This is a genomic window from Amycolatopsis sp. NPDC047767 (assembly GCF_040704195.1).
GTDB lineage: Bacteria > Actinomycetota > Actinomycetes > Mycobacteriales > Pseudonocardiaceae > Amycolatopsis.
In genome coordinates this window covers 34,179-49,301 of record NZ_JBEYSJ010000011.1, presented here as the reverse complement: position 1 = coordinate 49,301, position 15,123 = coordinate 34,179, and the positions used below count along the sequence as shown (strand labels likewise).

General features: G+C 72.3%; 14 protein-coding genes. 7 read left to right on the top strand and 7 right to left on the bottom strand.

Annotation, left to right across the window (positions count from 1 at the left end; all coding sequences use genetic code 11):
• Window positions 1–5 precede the first annotated feature (5 nt).
• Window positions 6–479 (bottom strand): hypothetical protein, encoded by a 474-nt coding sequence (locus AB0878_RS21255; RefSeq protein WP_366581969.1) that lies wholly within the window; start codon window positions 477–479, stop codon window positions 6–8.
• A gap of 55 nt (window positions 480–534) precedes the next feature.
• Here AB0878_RS21255 and AB0878_RS21250 point away from each other — a divergent pair, with 55 nt between their 5' ends.
• The gene (locus AB0878_RS21250) at window positions 535–1,287 is read left to right on the top strand and encodes an FHA domain-containing protein (protein ID WP_366581968.1); all 753 of its coding nucleotides are present in this window, start codon (window positions 535–537) and stop codon (window positions 1,285–1,287) included.
• Window positions 1,288–1,463: 176 nt separating this feature from the next.
• On the opposite strand, the gene AB0878_RS21245 is transcribed toward AB0878_RS21250, so the two are convergent.
• Entirely contained in the window at window positions 1,464–2,588 is a 1,125-nt protein-coding gene (locus AB0878_RS21245; RefSeq protein ID WP_366581967.1) for an alpha/beta fold hydrolase, read from the bottom strand.
• Between the two features lie 181 nt (window positions 2,589–2,769).
• On the opposite strand from AB0878_RS21245, the gene AB0878_RS21240 reads away from it, so the two are divergent.
• The 6 genes from AB0878_RS21240 to AB0878_RS21215 all read left to right on the top strand — a co-directional run bounded on the left by AB0878_RS21240 (window position 2,770) and on the right by AB0878_RS21215 (window position 9,747).
• On the top strand, window positions 2,770–3,702 hold the full coding sequence (locus AB0878_RS21240; RefSeq protein ID WP_366581966.1) for a MurR/RpiR family transcriptional regulator: 933 nt from the start codon (window positions 2,770–2,772) through the stop codon (window positions 3,700–3,702).
• 114 nt (window positions 3,703–3,816) lie between these two features.
• Window positions 3,817–4,593 carry a hypothetical protein gene (locus AB0878_RS21235; RefSeq protein WP_366581965.1) on the top strand — a complete coding sequence of 259 codons (777 nt, stop codon included), beginning with the start codon at window positions 3,817–3,819 and terminating at the stop codon, window positions 4,591–4,593.
• Window positions 4,594–5,204: 611 nt separating this feature from the next.
• Window positions 5,205–6,497 (top strand): sugar ABC transporter substrate-binding protein, encoded by a 1,293-nt coding sequence (locus AB0878_RS21230; RefSeq protein ID WP_366581964.1) that lies wholly within the window; start codon window positions 5,205–5,207, stop codon window positions 6,495–6,497.
• Window positions 6,494–7,480 (top strand): sugar ABC transporter permease, encoded by a 987-nt coding sequence (locus AB0878_RS21225; protein ID WP_366581963.1) that lies wholly within the window; start codon window positions 6,494–6,496, stop codon window positions 7,478–7,480. The genes AB0878_RS21230 and AB0878_RS21225 overlap by 4 nt, the downstream gene beginning before the upstream one ends.
• Entirely contained in the window at window positions 7,477–8,307 is an 831-nt protein-coding gene (locus tag AB0878_RS21220; protein WP_364048234.1) for a carbohydrate ABC transporter permease, read from the top strand. The genes AB0878_RS21225 and AB0878_RS21220 overlap by 4 nt, the downstream gene beginning before the upstream one ends.
• Window positions 8,308–8,310: 3 nt before the next feature.
• Entirely contained in the window at window positions 8,311–9,747 is a 1,437-nt protein-coding gene (locus AB0878_RS21215) for a glycoside hydrolase family 3 N-terminal domain-containing protein (protein WP_366581962.1), read from the top strand.
• A 48-nt stretch (window positions 9,748–9,795) separates the two neighbouring features.
• On the opposite strand, the gene AB0878_RS21210 is transcribed toward AB0878_RS21215, so the two are convergent.
• The 5 genes from AB0878_RS21210 to AB0878_RS21190 all read right to left on the bottom strand — a co-directional run bounded on the left by AB0878_RS21210 (window position 9,796) and on the right by AB0878_RS21190 (window position 15,116).
• Window positions 9,796–10,800 (bottom strand): alcohol dehydrogenase catalytic domain-containing protein, encoded by a 1,005-nt coding sequence (locus tag AB0878_RS21210; RefSeq protein WP_366581961.1) that lies wholly within the window; start codon window positions 10,798–10,800, stop codon window positions 9,796–9,798.
• Between the two features lie 80 nt (window positions 10,801–10,880).
• Window positions 10,881–11,042, bottom strand: coding sequence for a hypothetical protein (locus AB0878_RS21205; RefSeq protein WP_366581960.1), 162 nt, complete (start codon window positions 11,040–11,042; stop codon window positions 10,881–10,883).
• A gap of 227 nt (window positions 11,043–11,269) precedes the next feature.
• Window positions 11,270–12,106: an oxidoreductase gene (locus AB0878_RS21200; protein ID WP_366581959.1), complete on the bottom strand. Its 837-nt coding sequence runs from the start codon at window positions 12,104–12,106 to the stop codon at window positions 11,270–11,272.
• Between the two features lie 58 nt (window positions 12,107–12,164).
• Window positions 12,165–12,644, bottom strand: a complete 480-nt coding sequence (locus tag AB0878_RS21195; protein ID WP_366581958.1) for a hypothetical protein — start codon at window positions 12,642–12,644, stop codon at window positions 12,165–12,167.
• A 27-nt stretch (window positions 12,645–12,671) separates the two neighbouring features.
• Window positions 12,672–15,116: an FAD-dependent oxidoreductase gene (locus AB0878_RS21190; protein WP_366581957.1), complete on the bottom strand. Its 2,445-nt coding sequence runs from the start codon at window positions 15,114–15,116 to the stop codon at window positions 12,672–12,674.
• Window positions 15,117–15,123 lie beyond the last annotated feature (7 nt).

Here is a 15,123-nt window from a genome sequence, read left to right as displayed (position 1 = left end):
CGCTTTCAGCCCTGTACGGTCCCGCCGACGGACGCGCTGCCGCTGATGTGCGAGCCGGGCGAACCCGCGCCGGCGGCGCCGGTGTGGATGCCTTCCTTGCCGTCGACGATCGAGAACATGTCGACGGTGCCCTTGGTGCCACCCGCGTAGGAGATTTCGAGTGTCCACTGGTGCGGTTTGCCGTCGGCGGGCACGGTGAGCGACTGGCGCCACGGCAGGGTCACCGCGCCGGTCTGCTTCGTCACGCCGTCGAGGGTGTACTTGATCTGGGTCAGCTTGCCCTCGCCCGTCGCGTTGAGCACGAGGGTGTGGGGCTCGCGGTCGGGCACCGAGGTCGGGGGCGGGGCGACCGAGGTGGACGGCGCGGGTGCGGAGGTCGCCGGCGGCGCCGCCGCGGGGGCCGGGTCGCTCCCGCACGCGGTGAGGGCGGCGAGCAGAGCCGCGGCGGCGGCCGCCCTGGCGGTGGTGCGAAGATCCATGCGCGCACCGTACCGGCCTGCGACGGGACCGGTCCCCGATTCGAGAGGACCCGAGGTGGCCCCTTTTCCCGCTGACGATCCGGCGTCCGAGACACCGGGTGCCGTCGTGGTCCGCGGCCTGGCGGGCACGGCCGTGGTGCTGCCCGCCGAGTACGCGCGGCTGCCGTTCGGCCGGCAGCCCGGCCCGGATGGCGTCAAGGTCGGCGAGGACGACCCGCGCGTGAGCCGGGAGCACGGCGCGCTGACCTACCGGCGGGGCTGGTGGCTGCTGAGCAACTCCGGCCACACGCCGATCGAGTTCTCCCCCACGCGGCTGCTGCACTCCGACGACGAGCCCGAACCGCTGCCGGCCGGCTTCACCACGCTGCTCGTGGTCGGCTCGGGCGGGCGCAAGCACCCGCTCGAAGTCCGCGTCAACGCGCCCGACCACAACCGCCCGATGCCCGTCACCGGCCCGACCCTGCCCGGCCGGCGGTGGGACCTCACTCCCGCCCAGCGGCTCGTCCTCACGGTTCTCGGCCAGCAGTACCTGCGGCGGGAGATCCAGTCGCAGCCCATGAGCCGCGGCCACGTCGCCGAGATCATGGGCGTGCTCGAGCCGGGCGGTGAGTGGGACGTGAAGAAGGTCGACCGCGTGATCGCCGCCGTGCGCGACCGGCTCTCGGGTCAGGGCGTGCGCGGGCTCAAGCGCACGGAGGTGCCGGAGCCGATCGGGAACTCGCTCAACCACAACCTGCTGACGGAGCTGGCGATCACCACGAACTCCCTGACCCGCGCCGACCTCGACGTCCTGGACCGGCTCGACTGACCGGCGCCACGGTGCGGCGGCCGGAAGTCCTCGGCGAAGATCCGCACCGTGACCACCGTCGCCACGCCGACCGGCTGGGCCAGCTGCCGAACCACCCGACGAGCACGGACCCGGGCAAACCCGCGCAAAGCCGGACGAGTGGCGGCCATGTGCGGCACCGCGGCGACCGGGGCTGGTCACCCGCCGAGCTTCGTCTCCAGCCACGCCACCACGCGCTCCCACGACTGGTTCGCCGGGTCGATCACCTCGAAGTGGCCCGCGCCCGGGACGTTGAGGGTCTCGGCGGCGTAGGGGCTGCTGGCCTGGGCGGCCGGGACGATCTCGTCCGCGTCGCCGTGGACGATCAGCAACGGGACGCCCGTGTCGGACGGGGTCGCGAGGGTGTAGCGGTCCGGGACCTCGGCCGGGGTGCCGCCGAGGAGGGCGGCGACCAGGCCGTCGCCGGCGAGGGCGGCGACGGCCGGGACGTACGCGGGGTCTGCTTCGACAGGGGCGCCGGCCGGAGCCGGCAGATCCGGGTCGGCCAGTTCACGGCCGAGGCGGGCGTCGGCCGCCCCGCGCAGGTCGAGCAGGCCGGCGAGGGACACGACGGCGACCGGCGTGATCTTCGGGCCCGTGCCGGGCGCGGAAGCGGGCAGAGCCGAGCGCCCCGCGGCCCAGGCCGAGAGCTGGCCGCCGGCGGAGTGGCCGACGAGGACCACCTTCGAGACGTCGAGCGCCGGGTCGAGGGTGGCGACGGCGTCCACGGCCGCGGCGAAGTCGGTCAAGGTGCCCGGCCAGCCGCCGCCGGGTTCGCCCAGGCGGCGGTACTCGACGTTCCACACCGCGAACCCGCGCGCGACGAGGTCGTCGGCCAGGCGGGTCATCTGGCGGCGGTCGTACAGCGCCGTCCAGAACCCGCCGTGGGCGAGCACCACCACCGGGAACGGCCCGGCTCCCTCGGGCCGGTACAGCTCCCCCACCTGCGACGGCGAAGCCCCGTAGGCAATGGTCCGGACCCTCGCGCCCGCCGGGTCGTCGTAGCGGACGCCCCGCTCGGAGCTCACCAGAGTGTCGAGCGTGGCGAAGAACGCGGCGATCTCCGGCTGGTTCGCCCCCTTCGCCCGCGAGGCGTCCCACGCCGTGTCGTCGGTCCACTCGACGAAGTCCAGCCAGGTGTCCGCCGAAACCCGCACCAGGCGCGCGGCCACGAATCCGCGCCGGTCCCGTCGGAACGCCTCCACCATGCCGGGGCGGGCGTCCAGCATCGCCTGGGTCCGCTCGGGACGGACCGTGAAGGTCGTCAGCTCGATCACCGACATCGTGGGCTCCTCGGGTCGAATTAGTCACCAAAAATGACTAACACGGACCCTAGCCACCCCATTCCCGGCGGGCAACCCGCGCCGCGGATCGGCGGGCCACGCCACACCGTCCACTGTGGTCCCGCACACGGCGGCGCCGCGGACCACTACGATGCAGGCGAGCCGACAGGAGAGTGATCCGATGCCCGACGACGCCACCCCCGCCGACGGCGGCGATTCGCTCACCGAGCGGATCACCGGCCGCCTCGCCGGGATGTCGCGGGCCGAGCGCGCCGTCGCCGAGTACCTGCGCCACCACGCGCGCGAGGCGATCTTCGCCACCGCCGAGCAGATCGGCTCGGCCACGGGCACGAGCGACGCCACCGTGGTCCGCACCGCCAAGACGCTCGGCTACAGCGGCCTGGCCGACATGCGCCAGCACCTCGCCCGGCAGGTGGTCACCGAGACCAGCCCGTCGATCGAGCTGCGCCACCGCCAGATCGGCGAGCCGACCGGCGAGCCCACGACCGTGCTCGCGCGCGTGTTCACCGAGGCGACGGAACGGCTGGCCGAGACCTGGCGCCTCGTCTCGGAGGAGGACTTCGAGAAGGCGGTCGACCTGCTCGCCGGCGCGCGTGAGGTGCTGGCCTTCGGCATCGGCCCGTCGAGCTTCCTCGCCGGGTACGTCGCGCTGCGCCTGGGCCGGATGGGGCGGCGCGCCCGCGCCAGCGGCGCCACCGGGTTCCGCCTCGCCGACGACCTGCTCGGCCTCGGCGAGGGCGATGTCGTGGTGCTGTTCCTGCCCAGCCGGCTCCTCGGCGACATCGAGGTGCTGCTCGACCGCACGCGCGAAGTCGGCGCGCACACGCTGCTGATCACCGACTCGCTCGCGCCCGTGTTCGGCGACCGCGTGGCCGTGGCCCTGCAGGCGACGCACTCCCCCAGCAACTTCACCGGCGAGATGCTCAGCGCCGAGGTGCTGGCCGACGCCCTGCTGCTCGGGCTGGCCTCGCGCGACGAGGACCACGCCAACCGGACCTCGGAGCTGCTCACCACGTTGCGCTCGCGGCTGATCCAGGGCGACAGCCGCGACTACGTGCCGCGGCGCAAGTCCGGCAACCCCCGCAAGGGCTGACCGCGCGCCCGGAATGTCCGGGGTTCACGGCCGGCGTGATCGCATTTGTACGGCGCGTGTATCGGCTCGGGCGAACCTGGTTCCCACACCCACTGGGGATCAGGAGGACCGAGGATGAGAATCGCGAAACGCACGCTGGGCCTGGTCGCGTTCGCCGCGGCACTGACGCTGTCGGGCATCGCGCCGGCGCTGGCCGCCGACGCCAGCGGCACCGTGCACACCGACTCCGGCGCGCCGCTCACGGTGCGCTCGGCGCCCGGCACCGGCGCGAGCTCCGTCGGCACCATCGCCGACGGCACGGCCGTGGTCATCGACTGCCAGACCACCGGCGACACCGTGACCGGCAAGTACGGCACCAGCAACATCTGGGACCACGTCGCCGCCAAGGGCGGCTACATCACCGACACCTACGTCTACACCGGTTCCGACGGCCGCATCGCCCCCGACTGCACCGGGGTCCCGACGCCGCCGCAGAGCACCTGCTCCACCTCGGGCCTGGGTGACGCGAAGACCTGCGCGGAGGCCGTGGCGTACGCCAAGACCCGCGTGCACACCACCAACATCGCGTCCTACGACGGCTGGTGCGACCGCATCAACGCCCAGAACTACGGGTTCTCCGCCAGCGGGTCCGAGACCGCGTACGTGCACTGGACCCAGATCCCCGCGCAGTACAAGCACGCCGGCGACCAGAACGTGCCGGCCGGCGGCCTCGCCTTCTTCTCCAACGGCGGCGCGGGCCACACCATGATCTCCATCGGCGGCGGCCAGTTCCTGTCGAACGACATCCACGGCGCGGGCACCTACACCCAGACCACGATCTCGGAGATCAAGAGCAAGTGGGGCCAGACCTACCTCGGCTGGTCGCAGCCGTGGTTCAAGGTCAACCACTGACCGGTCCGCCACTGGACCTTCGAACGCCGCACGATCCCGCACCGCTCGGTCCACCGCCGAACGGTCGGCCCTGACCCGCTCGGGGAGCGCACCACGGCCCCGCCCGGCACCTGCCGGGCGGGGCCTTTCCGCATCTGCGCCCCCGCCCGGCAGTCGTTTCGCGGTGTCCCGGACAGCGGGACCCGCCCGCCCGAACCACGGCAGCGGCCTTCCGTACGCTCGCGGGAGCGATGTCCGTTCCGAGGCCTCACCGAGCCGCGCCGATTTCCCGCCGTCCGCGCGCCAGGCGGACCAGCCCGTACCACTGGACCGGGCCGCGCCCCTTTTCGCGGACAGCTTCTGTCCGCGTCCCGCGTTCCGGCGAGGTCTTCACGAACAACCGCCACGGCGGGACAAACCCTGCCCGGTAAAGGTTTTCCGGTGCGCCACCTGCACTTTTGCGCCGCGCGTTCGTAACCGGCCGGACACGCAGCGTCAAACTCCGCGTCGCGATTACAACGTCTTGGCAACCGGCTTGACACCAGCTGTGGTCCGGACCACTCTGCTCAACATTGGTCTACACCATTTGTCACTCGACCGGCCTGGGGGCCGGACACCGAAAGGACAGACAAGTGAAGCGCTGGCTCAAACTGGCGGCGGGTGCCGCCGCCCTCACCCTCGCGACAGCCGGGTGTGCCGGTTCGGGCGGCGGTGACACCGCGTCCGGCTCGGGTGGTTCGGACGGTGGCACGCTCACGGTCTGGCTCATGGACGGCTCCGCGCCGGACAGCCTCACGGGTGCCCTCAACAAGGAGTTCGAGGCGGCCCACGCCGGGGTCAAGGTCAACTACCAGATCCAGCCGTGGAACGGCATCCAGCAGAAGCTGACCACCGCGCTCGCGAGCGACACCCCGCCCGACGTGATCGAGGTCGGCAACACCCAGACCCCGGCGTTCGCCTCCGACGAGGTGCTCACCGACCTGTCGGCCGACGTCAACAGCCTCAACGGCTCGCAGTGGCTGACCGGGCTCAAGGCCTCGGGCGAGTACGAGGGCAAGACCTACGGCGTGCCGTTCTACGCCGCCAACCGCGAGGTCCTCTACCGCAAGGACATGTTCGAACAGGCCGGCATCACCGCGCCGCCGACCACGGACGCGGAGTGGCTCGACGACATCGCCAAGCTGAAGGCGAAGTTCGGCAGCGACAAGGACTTCCAGCCGCTGTACCTGCCGGGTCAGTACTGGTACGCCCTGCTGTCGTTCATCTGGGACAACGGCGGCGACGTCGCCAAGGCCGAAGGCAAGGGCTTCAAGTCGACGCTCGACTCGGCCGGTTCGAAGGCGGGCCTCGAGTTCTACAAGCAGCTCGTGGACGCCTCCGGCACCACCGCGCCGAAGGACAACGACGAGGCCACGCCGCAGCAGGCCGGCATCTACGGCGGCGGCAAGGTCGCGATGTTCATCGGCACGCCGGGCGAGGTCGCCACGGCCGCGAAGACCGACCCGAGCATCGCCGACAAGACCGGCGCGTTCCCGATCCCGAGCAAGACCGCCGGCCAGTCGGCCCCGGTGTTCCTCGGCGGCTCGAACCTGGTGATCCCGCTCAACAGCAAGCACGCGGACCTCGCCAAGGACTACCTGAAGCTGCTCACCAGCACCAAGTACATGAGCCAGATGGCCGCCGCCGGCTACGTGCCGGGCACCTCGACCGACACCAGCGCGCTGGACAAGGACCCGCTCGGCGGCGTGATGGCGAAGGCCTCGAAGAACGGCCGCGCGGTGCCCACCAGCCCGAAGTGGGGCGAGGTCGAGGCCGGCCAGAACCCGCTGAAGGACATGCTCACGGCGTACCTGACCGGGAAGAAGTCGATCGACCAGGCCACGGCTGACGCCAACGCCGCCCTCGACAAGATCATCGGCGGATGACCGCCACCAAAGTCGTGCCGATGCCGGCGGGGGCCACCCCGCCGGCATCGGCGCGCGTCACCCCGGAGAAGCCGCGGCGCCGGGTCGGGATCGGCGAGCGGATGATGCCGTACCTGCTGCTCCTGCCCGCCCTCGTCGCGGTGCTGGTGCTGCTCGGCTGGCCCACGATCCAGATGCTCGGCATCAGCCTGCGCAAGCTCGACCTGCACGAGCTCGTGACCGGCAAGGCAGTGTGGATCGGGTTCGACAACTACACCGAAGAGCTGACCGACCCGGAGTTCTGGTCGGTCGCGGTGCGGACGGTCGTGTTCACCGCCCTGCTGGTGGCGGCCACGCTGCTGGTCGCGCTGGTCATCGCCGTGCTCATGCGCCACCTCAACCCGGTGGTCCGGATCATCCTGCAGATCTCGCTCGTGCTCGCCTGGGCCGTGCCGGTGATCGCGACGACCACGGTGTTCCAGTGGATCTTCGACCAGCAGTACGGGATCCTGAACAAGACCCTGGACCGGCTGGGGTTCCACTCGTTCATCGGCTACTCGTGGTTCTCCACCGGCGCGAGCACGCTCACGGTGATCGGGCTGCTGGTGCTGTGGCAGGCCGTGCCGTTCGTGGCGTTCACGCTGTACGCGGGCCTGCTCGGCGTGCCGCGGGAGCAGTACGAGGCCGCGGGCATCGACGGCGCCGGGCCGTGGCAGACGTTCCGCGCGGTCAGCTGGCCCGCGATCCGGCCGATCCTGACGATGGTCACGTTCCTGTCGGTGCTGTGGGACTTCAACATGTTCGGCCAGGTCTGGGCGATCCGCCAGGGCGGGCCCGACGGCGCGAGCACGACGCTCGCGATCCTGCAGTACCTCAAGGGCATCGCGGGCAGCCACTTCGGTTCGGCCGCCGCGATCGCCACCATCATGCTGGTGCTCCTGCTGCTGGTCACCGGGCGGTACGTGCAGCTGCTGGTTCGTTCGAAGGACGGTGAGCTCGCGTGAGGAAGTCCCTGACCCAGCGGGTCACGCTCTCGGTGGTCGGCGTGCTCGTCGCGCTGCTGTTCTTCTTCCCGACGTACTGGATGTTCACCACGTCGCTCAAGACGCCGGGCGAGGTGCTCTCCCCCAAGTACGACCTGTTCCCCACTTCGGCGACGCTGGCCAACTTCGCGTCGGCGCTCACCAAGCCGGGGTTCGTGACCTACCTGAGCAACAGCCTCATCGTCACGCTCGGGGCCGTCCTCGCGGCGCTGGTCGTCGGGGTGCTCGCGGCGATCCCGCTCGCGCGGTTCCGCTTCAAGGGGCGCAAGGGGTTCCTGCTGCTGATCCTGGTCGCGCAGCTGGCGCCGCTCTCGGCGCTGTTCATCCCGATGTACCTGCTGATGCGCGACCTCGGGCTGCTCAACACGCTGCCCTCGCTGCTGCTGGTGTACTTCGCGACGTCGCTGCCCTTCACCGTCTGGATGCTCTACGGGTTCATCAACGGCATCCCGTACGACCTCGAAGAGGCCGCGATGATCGACGGCTGCAGCCGCGCGGGCGCGTTCCGCCGCGTGACGCTGCCGCTGCTGGGCCCGGGTCTGGTGACCACGTCGGTGTTCAGCTTCATCACCGCGTGGAACGAGTTCCTGTTCGCGCTGGTGTTCATGCAGGACAAGCCGAAACAGACGCTGCCGGTGTGGCTCTCGTCGTTCAAGACCGCGTTCTCGGTCGACTGGGGCGGCATCATGGCGGCGTCGGTCGTGTACGCGATCCCGGCGCTGATCTTCTTCCTGATCGTGCAGCGCAAGCTGGTGTCGGGCCTCACGGCCGGCGCGGTGAAGGGGTGAGCGATGTCTGATCCTCGGGCGTGGGCGGAAGCGGTGCTGCTGCCCGGTTTCGCGGGCACGACGGCGCCGGACTGGTTGCGGCGCCGCCTGGGCGAGGGCCTCGGTGGCGTGATCCTGTTCGGGCGCAACGTGGTCGACGACGCGCAGGTGGCGGCGTTGACCACGGCGCTGCGGGCCGAACGCGACGACGTGGTGGTGGGCATCGACGAGGAGGGCGGCGACGTCACCCGCCTCGACGTGAACACCGGCTCGTTCGTGCCCGGCCCGCTCGCGCTGGGCGCGGCCGACGACCCGGAGCTCACCACGGCGGTCGCGGCGGCGCTCGGCGAGCGGCTGGCCGCGTGCGGCGTGACGGTGAACCTGGCGCCGTGCGCGGACCTGACGCTGGCGGCCGAGGACCCGATCATCGGGGTGCGCGCGTTCGGGTCGGACCCGGCCAAGGCGTCGCCGCACGTGGCGGCGTTCGTGACGGGGCTGCAGAAGTACGGCGTGGCCGCGTGTGCGAAGCACTTCCCCGGCCACGGTGCGGCGACGGAGGATTCGCACGTGGCGCTGCCCGTGCTGCCGCGGACGGTGGAGGAGCTGCGGGAGATCGAGCTGGTGCCGTTCGCCGCGGCGATCTCGGCGGGCGTGCGGTCGATCATGTCGGGCCACCTCGTGGTGCGGGCCTGGGGTGACGAACCGGCGACGTTGAACCGGGTCGCGCTCACCGACGTGCTGCGGGGCGAGCTGGGCTTCGACGGCGCGGTGATCACGGACGCGCTCGAGATGGGCGCGGTCTCGGGCGCCTACGGCCGGCACGACGGCCTCGGCAGTGCGGCCGTCCGGGCCCTGGCCGCGGGCGCCGACGCGTTGTGCATCGGCGGCGCGGCGTTCGAGGCGGACACACTGGACGCCATCACGGCCGCGATCGTGGCCGCGGTTTCGGACGGGACGCTTTCCGCGGAGCGGCTGGCGGACGCGGCGGCCCGCACGGCGGCGCTGGGCACGTCGCCGACACCCGCCGAGCTGCAGCCGGTCGACTACACGCTCGGTCTCTCGGCGGCTCGCGCGGCGCTGCGGATCCAGGGCTCGCCCCGGCTGGCGGGTGCGCCGCTGGTCGTCGACGTCGGCACCGATCCGACGATCGCGGCCGGGCCGATGCCGTGGGGCCTCGGCCCGCACCTGACCTCGCTGGTGCCGGGAACAGTCGCGCTGACCGTGTCGCCCGCCGACGCCGAGGTGGTGCGGGCCCGGGCTCGGGAGTTCGCGAGCGTGGTCGTGGTGACGCGCGAGGCGCACCGGCATCCGGCGGTGCTCGCGTTCCTCGCGGAACTGTCCGATGTGGACTACATCCGCGTCGAGACCGGGGTGCCCGGGCCGGCGGGCTCGGGGCCGCGGATCGACACGTTCAGCGGCTCGTACGTGAGCCTGCGCGCGGCCGCGGAGTACCTCGCCTGACCCCGGTCCGTGGGCGCGGTGCCCCGACCCGGGCCCACGGACCGGCCTTCACATCCGGTTCGGGTCAACGAGGATTTTCGGCCCCGCGCGCGGCGGGCGGCGCCCGGCGAAGACGCCGGCGACCTCGTGCAGCCCCACCGTCGCCGCGACGATGGGCCGTGGGTCGACGTCCCCGTCGGCGTAGCGGTCGATGGCCGCGTCGAGCCCGGGCGACGCGCTGAGGATTCCGACGGCCGTCACGTCCTTCAGTGCCAGCTGCCGCGTGTCGATCCCGCTCGGTTCCCCGGCGAGTCCGATGTAGACGATCCGGCCCGACGGCTCCACCAGCTCCAGCGCGGCCGCCGGGACGGCCGGGTCGCTGGTGGCGTCCACGACCGCGTCCACCGGCGGCGCGGGCGGCTCGGCGGCCGCGGAGAACCCCAGCCCGCGGGCGAAGGCGATGGAGTCGGCCGTGGCGCCGACCAGGTGGACCTCGGCGCCGGCCGCGCGCAGGAACATCGCGGTGAGCAGCCCGATCGTGCCGGGCCCGTAGACCGCGACCCGCATCCCGTCCTTCTCGCCCAACGCGGCCTGCGCCGCCCGCAGCGCGTTCCCGCCGGGCTCCACCAGCGCGCCGGCCGTCGCGTCGAGGTGCGGGGGCAGCTCGTGCAGCGACGTCACCGGCACCGCGATCTTCTCCGCCAGCGCCCCGGCCCGCCCGCCGCGGATCCCGACCTCCTGCCGGTTCGCGCACACGTGCTGGTGACCGCCGCGGCACCGCCGGCACTGCCCGCACCCCAGCATCGTGTCGCCGACGACCCGCCGCCCCACCCACGCGGGGTGCACGCCCTCCCCCGTCTCGACCACCGTGCCGCACCACTCGTGCCCGATCCGCATCGGGTAGCGCGCCTGGCCGTCGGCGAGGTAGTGCATCTCGCCGGTGAAAAACTCGAAGTCGGTGCCACACACCCCGGCGCGCTCCACGGCCACCACGACCTCGCCCATCACCGCGACCGGCTCGGGCACCTCGGCCACCCCGGCCTCACCGGGCCCGGTGACGACGAAGGCCCTCACTGCCGGAACCCAGCGCGTCCACTCATGCGCCCGATGCTAGTGCCCCGCGCCGACCCCGCGACTCCTTCGAGGGGCCGACGTCACTCCCCCGGCGGGAAGTCCGCCGAGCGGCTCACGTCGGCCCACTTCTCGGCCTCCGCCGCGCGTTCGGCGGACGAGCGCGCGGCCAGCTCCACCGCGCCGGCGCCCAGCAGGAGGCGGCGGGGCGGGTCGGCACGCGCGCCCGGTACTCGGCTGCGCACACCAGCATCGGGCAGAATTCCAGGTCGGACGCGGCCGGCGTCGCGCGCGATGCGAGACGGCGCGGCGGATCGAACATCCTGGCATCACTCGCCCGGCAGGAGTCGATCGAACATCGCAGGATCGCCTACTTTTTCAGCCTGCCGGAGGCTTCGTGGCCAATGAGGCGTGGCCAGGTCGACCGCCGCACCCCGAGCAAACACCGGAACGGAGCGCCGGGTCAGCACAGTCACTCCCCCGGCGGGAAGTCCGCCGAGCGGCTCACGTCGGCCCACTTCTCGGCCTCCGCCGCGCGTTCGGCGGACGAGCGCGCGGCCAGCTCCACCGCGCCGGCGCCCAGCAGGAGGCGGCGGGGCGGGTCGGTGTGGTGGACGACGTCGATGATGATGCGCGCGGCGCGGGCGGGGTCGCCGGGCCAGGTGGCGGAGCCGGTGCGGCGGCGGTTCATGGCGCCGACCGTCTCGTCGTACTCGGGGCGCACCGGGTCGACGCGCATGGAGGAGCCGGCCCAGTCGGTGCGGAAGGCGCCGGGCTCGATGATGGTCACCTTGACGCCGAAGGGGGCGACCTCGTTGGCCAGCACCTCCGAGAAGCCCTCGACGGCGAACTTCGCGGCCTGGTAGGCGCCCATGCCGGGTGAGCCGCCGACGCGGCCGCCGACGGAGGAGAACTGCACGATGTGCCCCGAGCGCTGGGCGCGCAGGATCGGCAGGGCGGCCTTGGTGACGTTGACGACGCCGTAGAAGTTCGCGTCCACCTGGGCGCGGAAGTCGTCGTCGGGCATGTCTTCGATGGGTGCGGAGTTGGCGTAGCCGGCGTTGTTCACCACGACGTCGAGCGAGCCGAACGCGTCGACCGCCGCCTGCACGGCCGCGCGGGCGGCGGCCGGGTCGGTGACGTCGAGGGCGAGGGCGCGCACGCGGTCGCCGTGGCGAGCCACGAGGTCGTCGAGCTGTTCGGGCCGGCGAGCGGTCGCGACGAGCCGGTCGCCGTGGTCGAGGACCGCGTTCGCCAGCTCCCGCCCGAAGCCGCGGGAGCTGCCGGTGATGAGCCAGGTCTTGGACATGAGTGCCTTCCGGGAGTTCGTGCCTACCTCTCCATCAGACAACGATCCGAGCAACCCGTCAACCAACCAGTTGGTTAGTTAGACCACTCCGCACCGCCTCCGTGATCCGCTCCGCCCGCGTGACGAGCTCCTCCACCCCGAGCTCCTCCACCCCGAGCGCCGGCACCGGATCCGTCCGGCTCTCGATCGCCACCCGCGCGATCACCACGGCCGAGCGCACCGCCTCGGCCGCGGCCGCCACGTCGAGCAGCGCCGCGCCGCTCACCTCGGACAGCCGGCGCTCGGCCGCGGCCAGCACCGAGGCCGCCGCGGTGATCACGTCCGCCGAGGGCCGCCAGGCCTCGAGATCCGCCGTCCGCACGGCGAACGCGTCCTGCTCGGCCAGCCGCAGCCCGTGCATCCAGCCGCCGCCCGCACCGTCGCCGGTACGCGCCAGCAGGGCCGCGTCCTGGGCCAGCGCGAGCGCCGCGACGGTCCCGCCCGCCGGCACCGCGGGCCCGACCGGCGGCGTCGCCAGGGACTTCAGGAACTCGCTCATGATCTGATCCCGCATGAAAAGGCCCTCTCAGCGTCGAATGCGTTCCATACCCGGGTCGACCAGCGGTTCCGCGGCCACCGTCGCCGCGACCCGACGGCCGAAGTACTCGATCTCCACCGCGTCCCCGATGCCGACGGTCCCCGGCAGCCAGGCGTACGCGATCGGCCGCCCGATGGTGTAGCCGTACGCCGCGCTCGTCACGTATCCCGCGGCCGCACCGTCTACGAACACCGGTTCCTTGCCCAGCACCACCGTCCGCCCGTCGTCGACGGTCAGGCACCGCAGCCGCCGCGCGGCCGTCTCCTCCGAACGGCCCTCGATCGCCGCCCGCCCCGCGAACGGACCTTTCGCCGGGCGAACGGCGAACCCGACCCCGGCCTCGTACGGATCGTGCTCGGTGGTCATGTCCGTGCCCCACAGCCGGTAGCCCTTCTCCAGCCGCAGGCTGTTGAACGCCGCCCGCCCCGCCGCGATCACGCCGAGGGACTGCCCCGCCGCCCACAGCGCGTCCCACAACCGCAGGCCGTTGTCCGCCGAGGTGTAGATCTCCCAGCCGAGCTCGCCCACATAGGACAGTCGCATCGCCGTCACCGGCACCCCGGCGATCCGCGCCGAGCGCGCCCGGAAGTACTTCAGCCCCGCGTGCGAGAAGTCCTCCGCCGACAGCGGCTGCACCAGGTCCCGCGCGAGCGGTCCCCACACGCCGACACAGCACGTGCCCCCGGTGATGTCCCGGACGCGGACCCCGTCGGGCGCCAGCGAGTTCAGGTACGCGACATCGATGTTCCCGTTGATCCCCACCTGGAACACCGCAGGCTCCAGCCGTGCCACCGTGACATCACTGCGCACCCCACCGGCGTCGTCGAGCATCAGCGTGTAGGTCACCGACCCGACGGACTTGTCGAGCTGGTTCGTCGTCAGCCCCTGCAGGAACTCCAGCGCGCCGGGCCCGCTCACCTCCACGCGCTTGAGCGGTGTCATGTCGTACAGCGCCACCCCGTTGCGCGTGTGCCACGCCTCCGCCGCCACGATCGGCGAGTGGAACTGCCCCGCCCACGCGTCACGCGCCGGCGGCAGGTACTCGTGCGGCAGCTTCTTCAGCAGCGGTGCGTTGGCCTCGAACCAGTGCGGCCGCTCCCACCCGCCCGCCTCCAGGAACACCGCGCCGAGCTCGCGCTGCCGGACGTGGAACGGGCTCACCCGCAGGTCGCGCGGCGAAAGCTTGGGCTGCAACGGGTGCAGCACGTCGTAGATCTCCACGAAGTTCTGCTGCGACGTCTCGCGGACGTACTCCGGCGCGAGCTGCACCTCCTCGAACCGGTGCACGTCCACCTCGTGCAGGTCCGTCTCGGCACGGCCGTGCACGAGCAGCTCCGCCACGGCCTTGGCGATGCCGGCCGAATGCGTCACCCACACCGCCTCGGCGATCCAGAACCCGCGCACGTGCTCCGACTCCCCCACCAGCGACCCACCGTCGGGGGTGAAGGAGAAGATGCCGTTGAAGCCCTCCTCGACCTTCGTCCGGCCGAGCGCGGGCAGCAGCAGCTTGCTCTCCTCCCACGACGGCGCGAAATCCTCGTCGGTGAACGGCAGCATCGAGGGCATCGACGTCTCCGTCACCTCGCCGGCCACACCGGTGGGTTCGACGGGCATCGGCCGGTGCGCGTACGAGCCGATGCCGAGCCGGTCCACGTGCTCGCGGAAGTACAGGTCCTGGTCCTGGTGGCGCAGGATCGGCAGGCTCGCCTCGCTCGCCTCCGTGTTGCGTCCCACCAGTTCCGCGACCTGGCCGGTCTTCGCGTACTGGTGCGCGAGCGGCAGCAGCGGCACCGACATCCCCGCCAGCGCGCCCAACTCGACGCCCCAGAACCCGGCGCACGACACCACGATGTCCGCGGAGAACTCGCCCTGGTCCGTCTCGACGCCGGTCACCCGGCCACCGGCCTGCTTGAGGCCGGTCACCTTCGTCGACCCCACGAACCGCGCGCCCCGCGACTCGGCGCGGCGGGCCAGCGCGACGACCGCGCGCGACGCTTTCGCCAGCCCGTCGGTCGGCACGTACAGCGCGCCGTGGATCCGCGAACCGTCGAGCAGTGGCCAGCGCCGCAGGCACTCGTCGACGTCGATCAGGTGCGCCTCGACGCCCCACGACGTGGCCCAGCCGTGCTTGCGGTGCAGGTCCTGCCACCGCGCCGGCGTGCTCGCCACCTCCATCCCGCCGACCTGGTTGAAGCACGGCAGCCCGTCGACCTCCAGGCCGCTGAGCTTCTCGACGGTGTAGCGCGCGAACTCGGTCATCGTCTTGGACGGGTTGGTCTGGAACACGAGACCGGGCGCGTGCGAGGTGGAGCCGCCGGTGAGCGGCAGCGGCCCCTGGTCCAGCACGGTGACGTCGGTCCAGCCGCGCGCGGTGAGCTCGTCGGCGAGGTTGGCGCCCACGATGCCGGCGCCGATGATCACGACTCGGGTCATGGCGGAA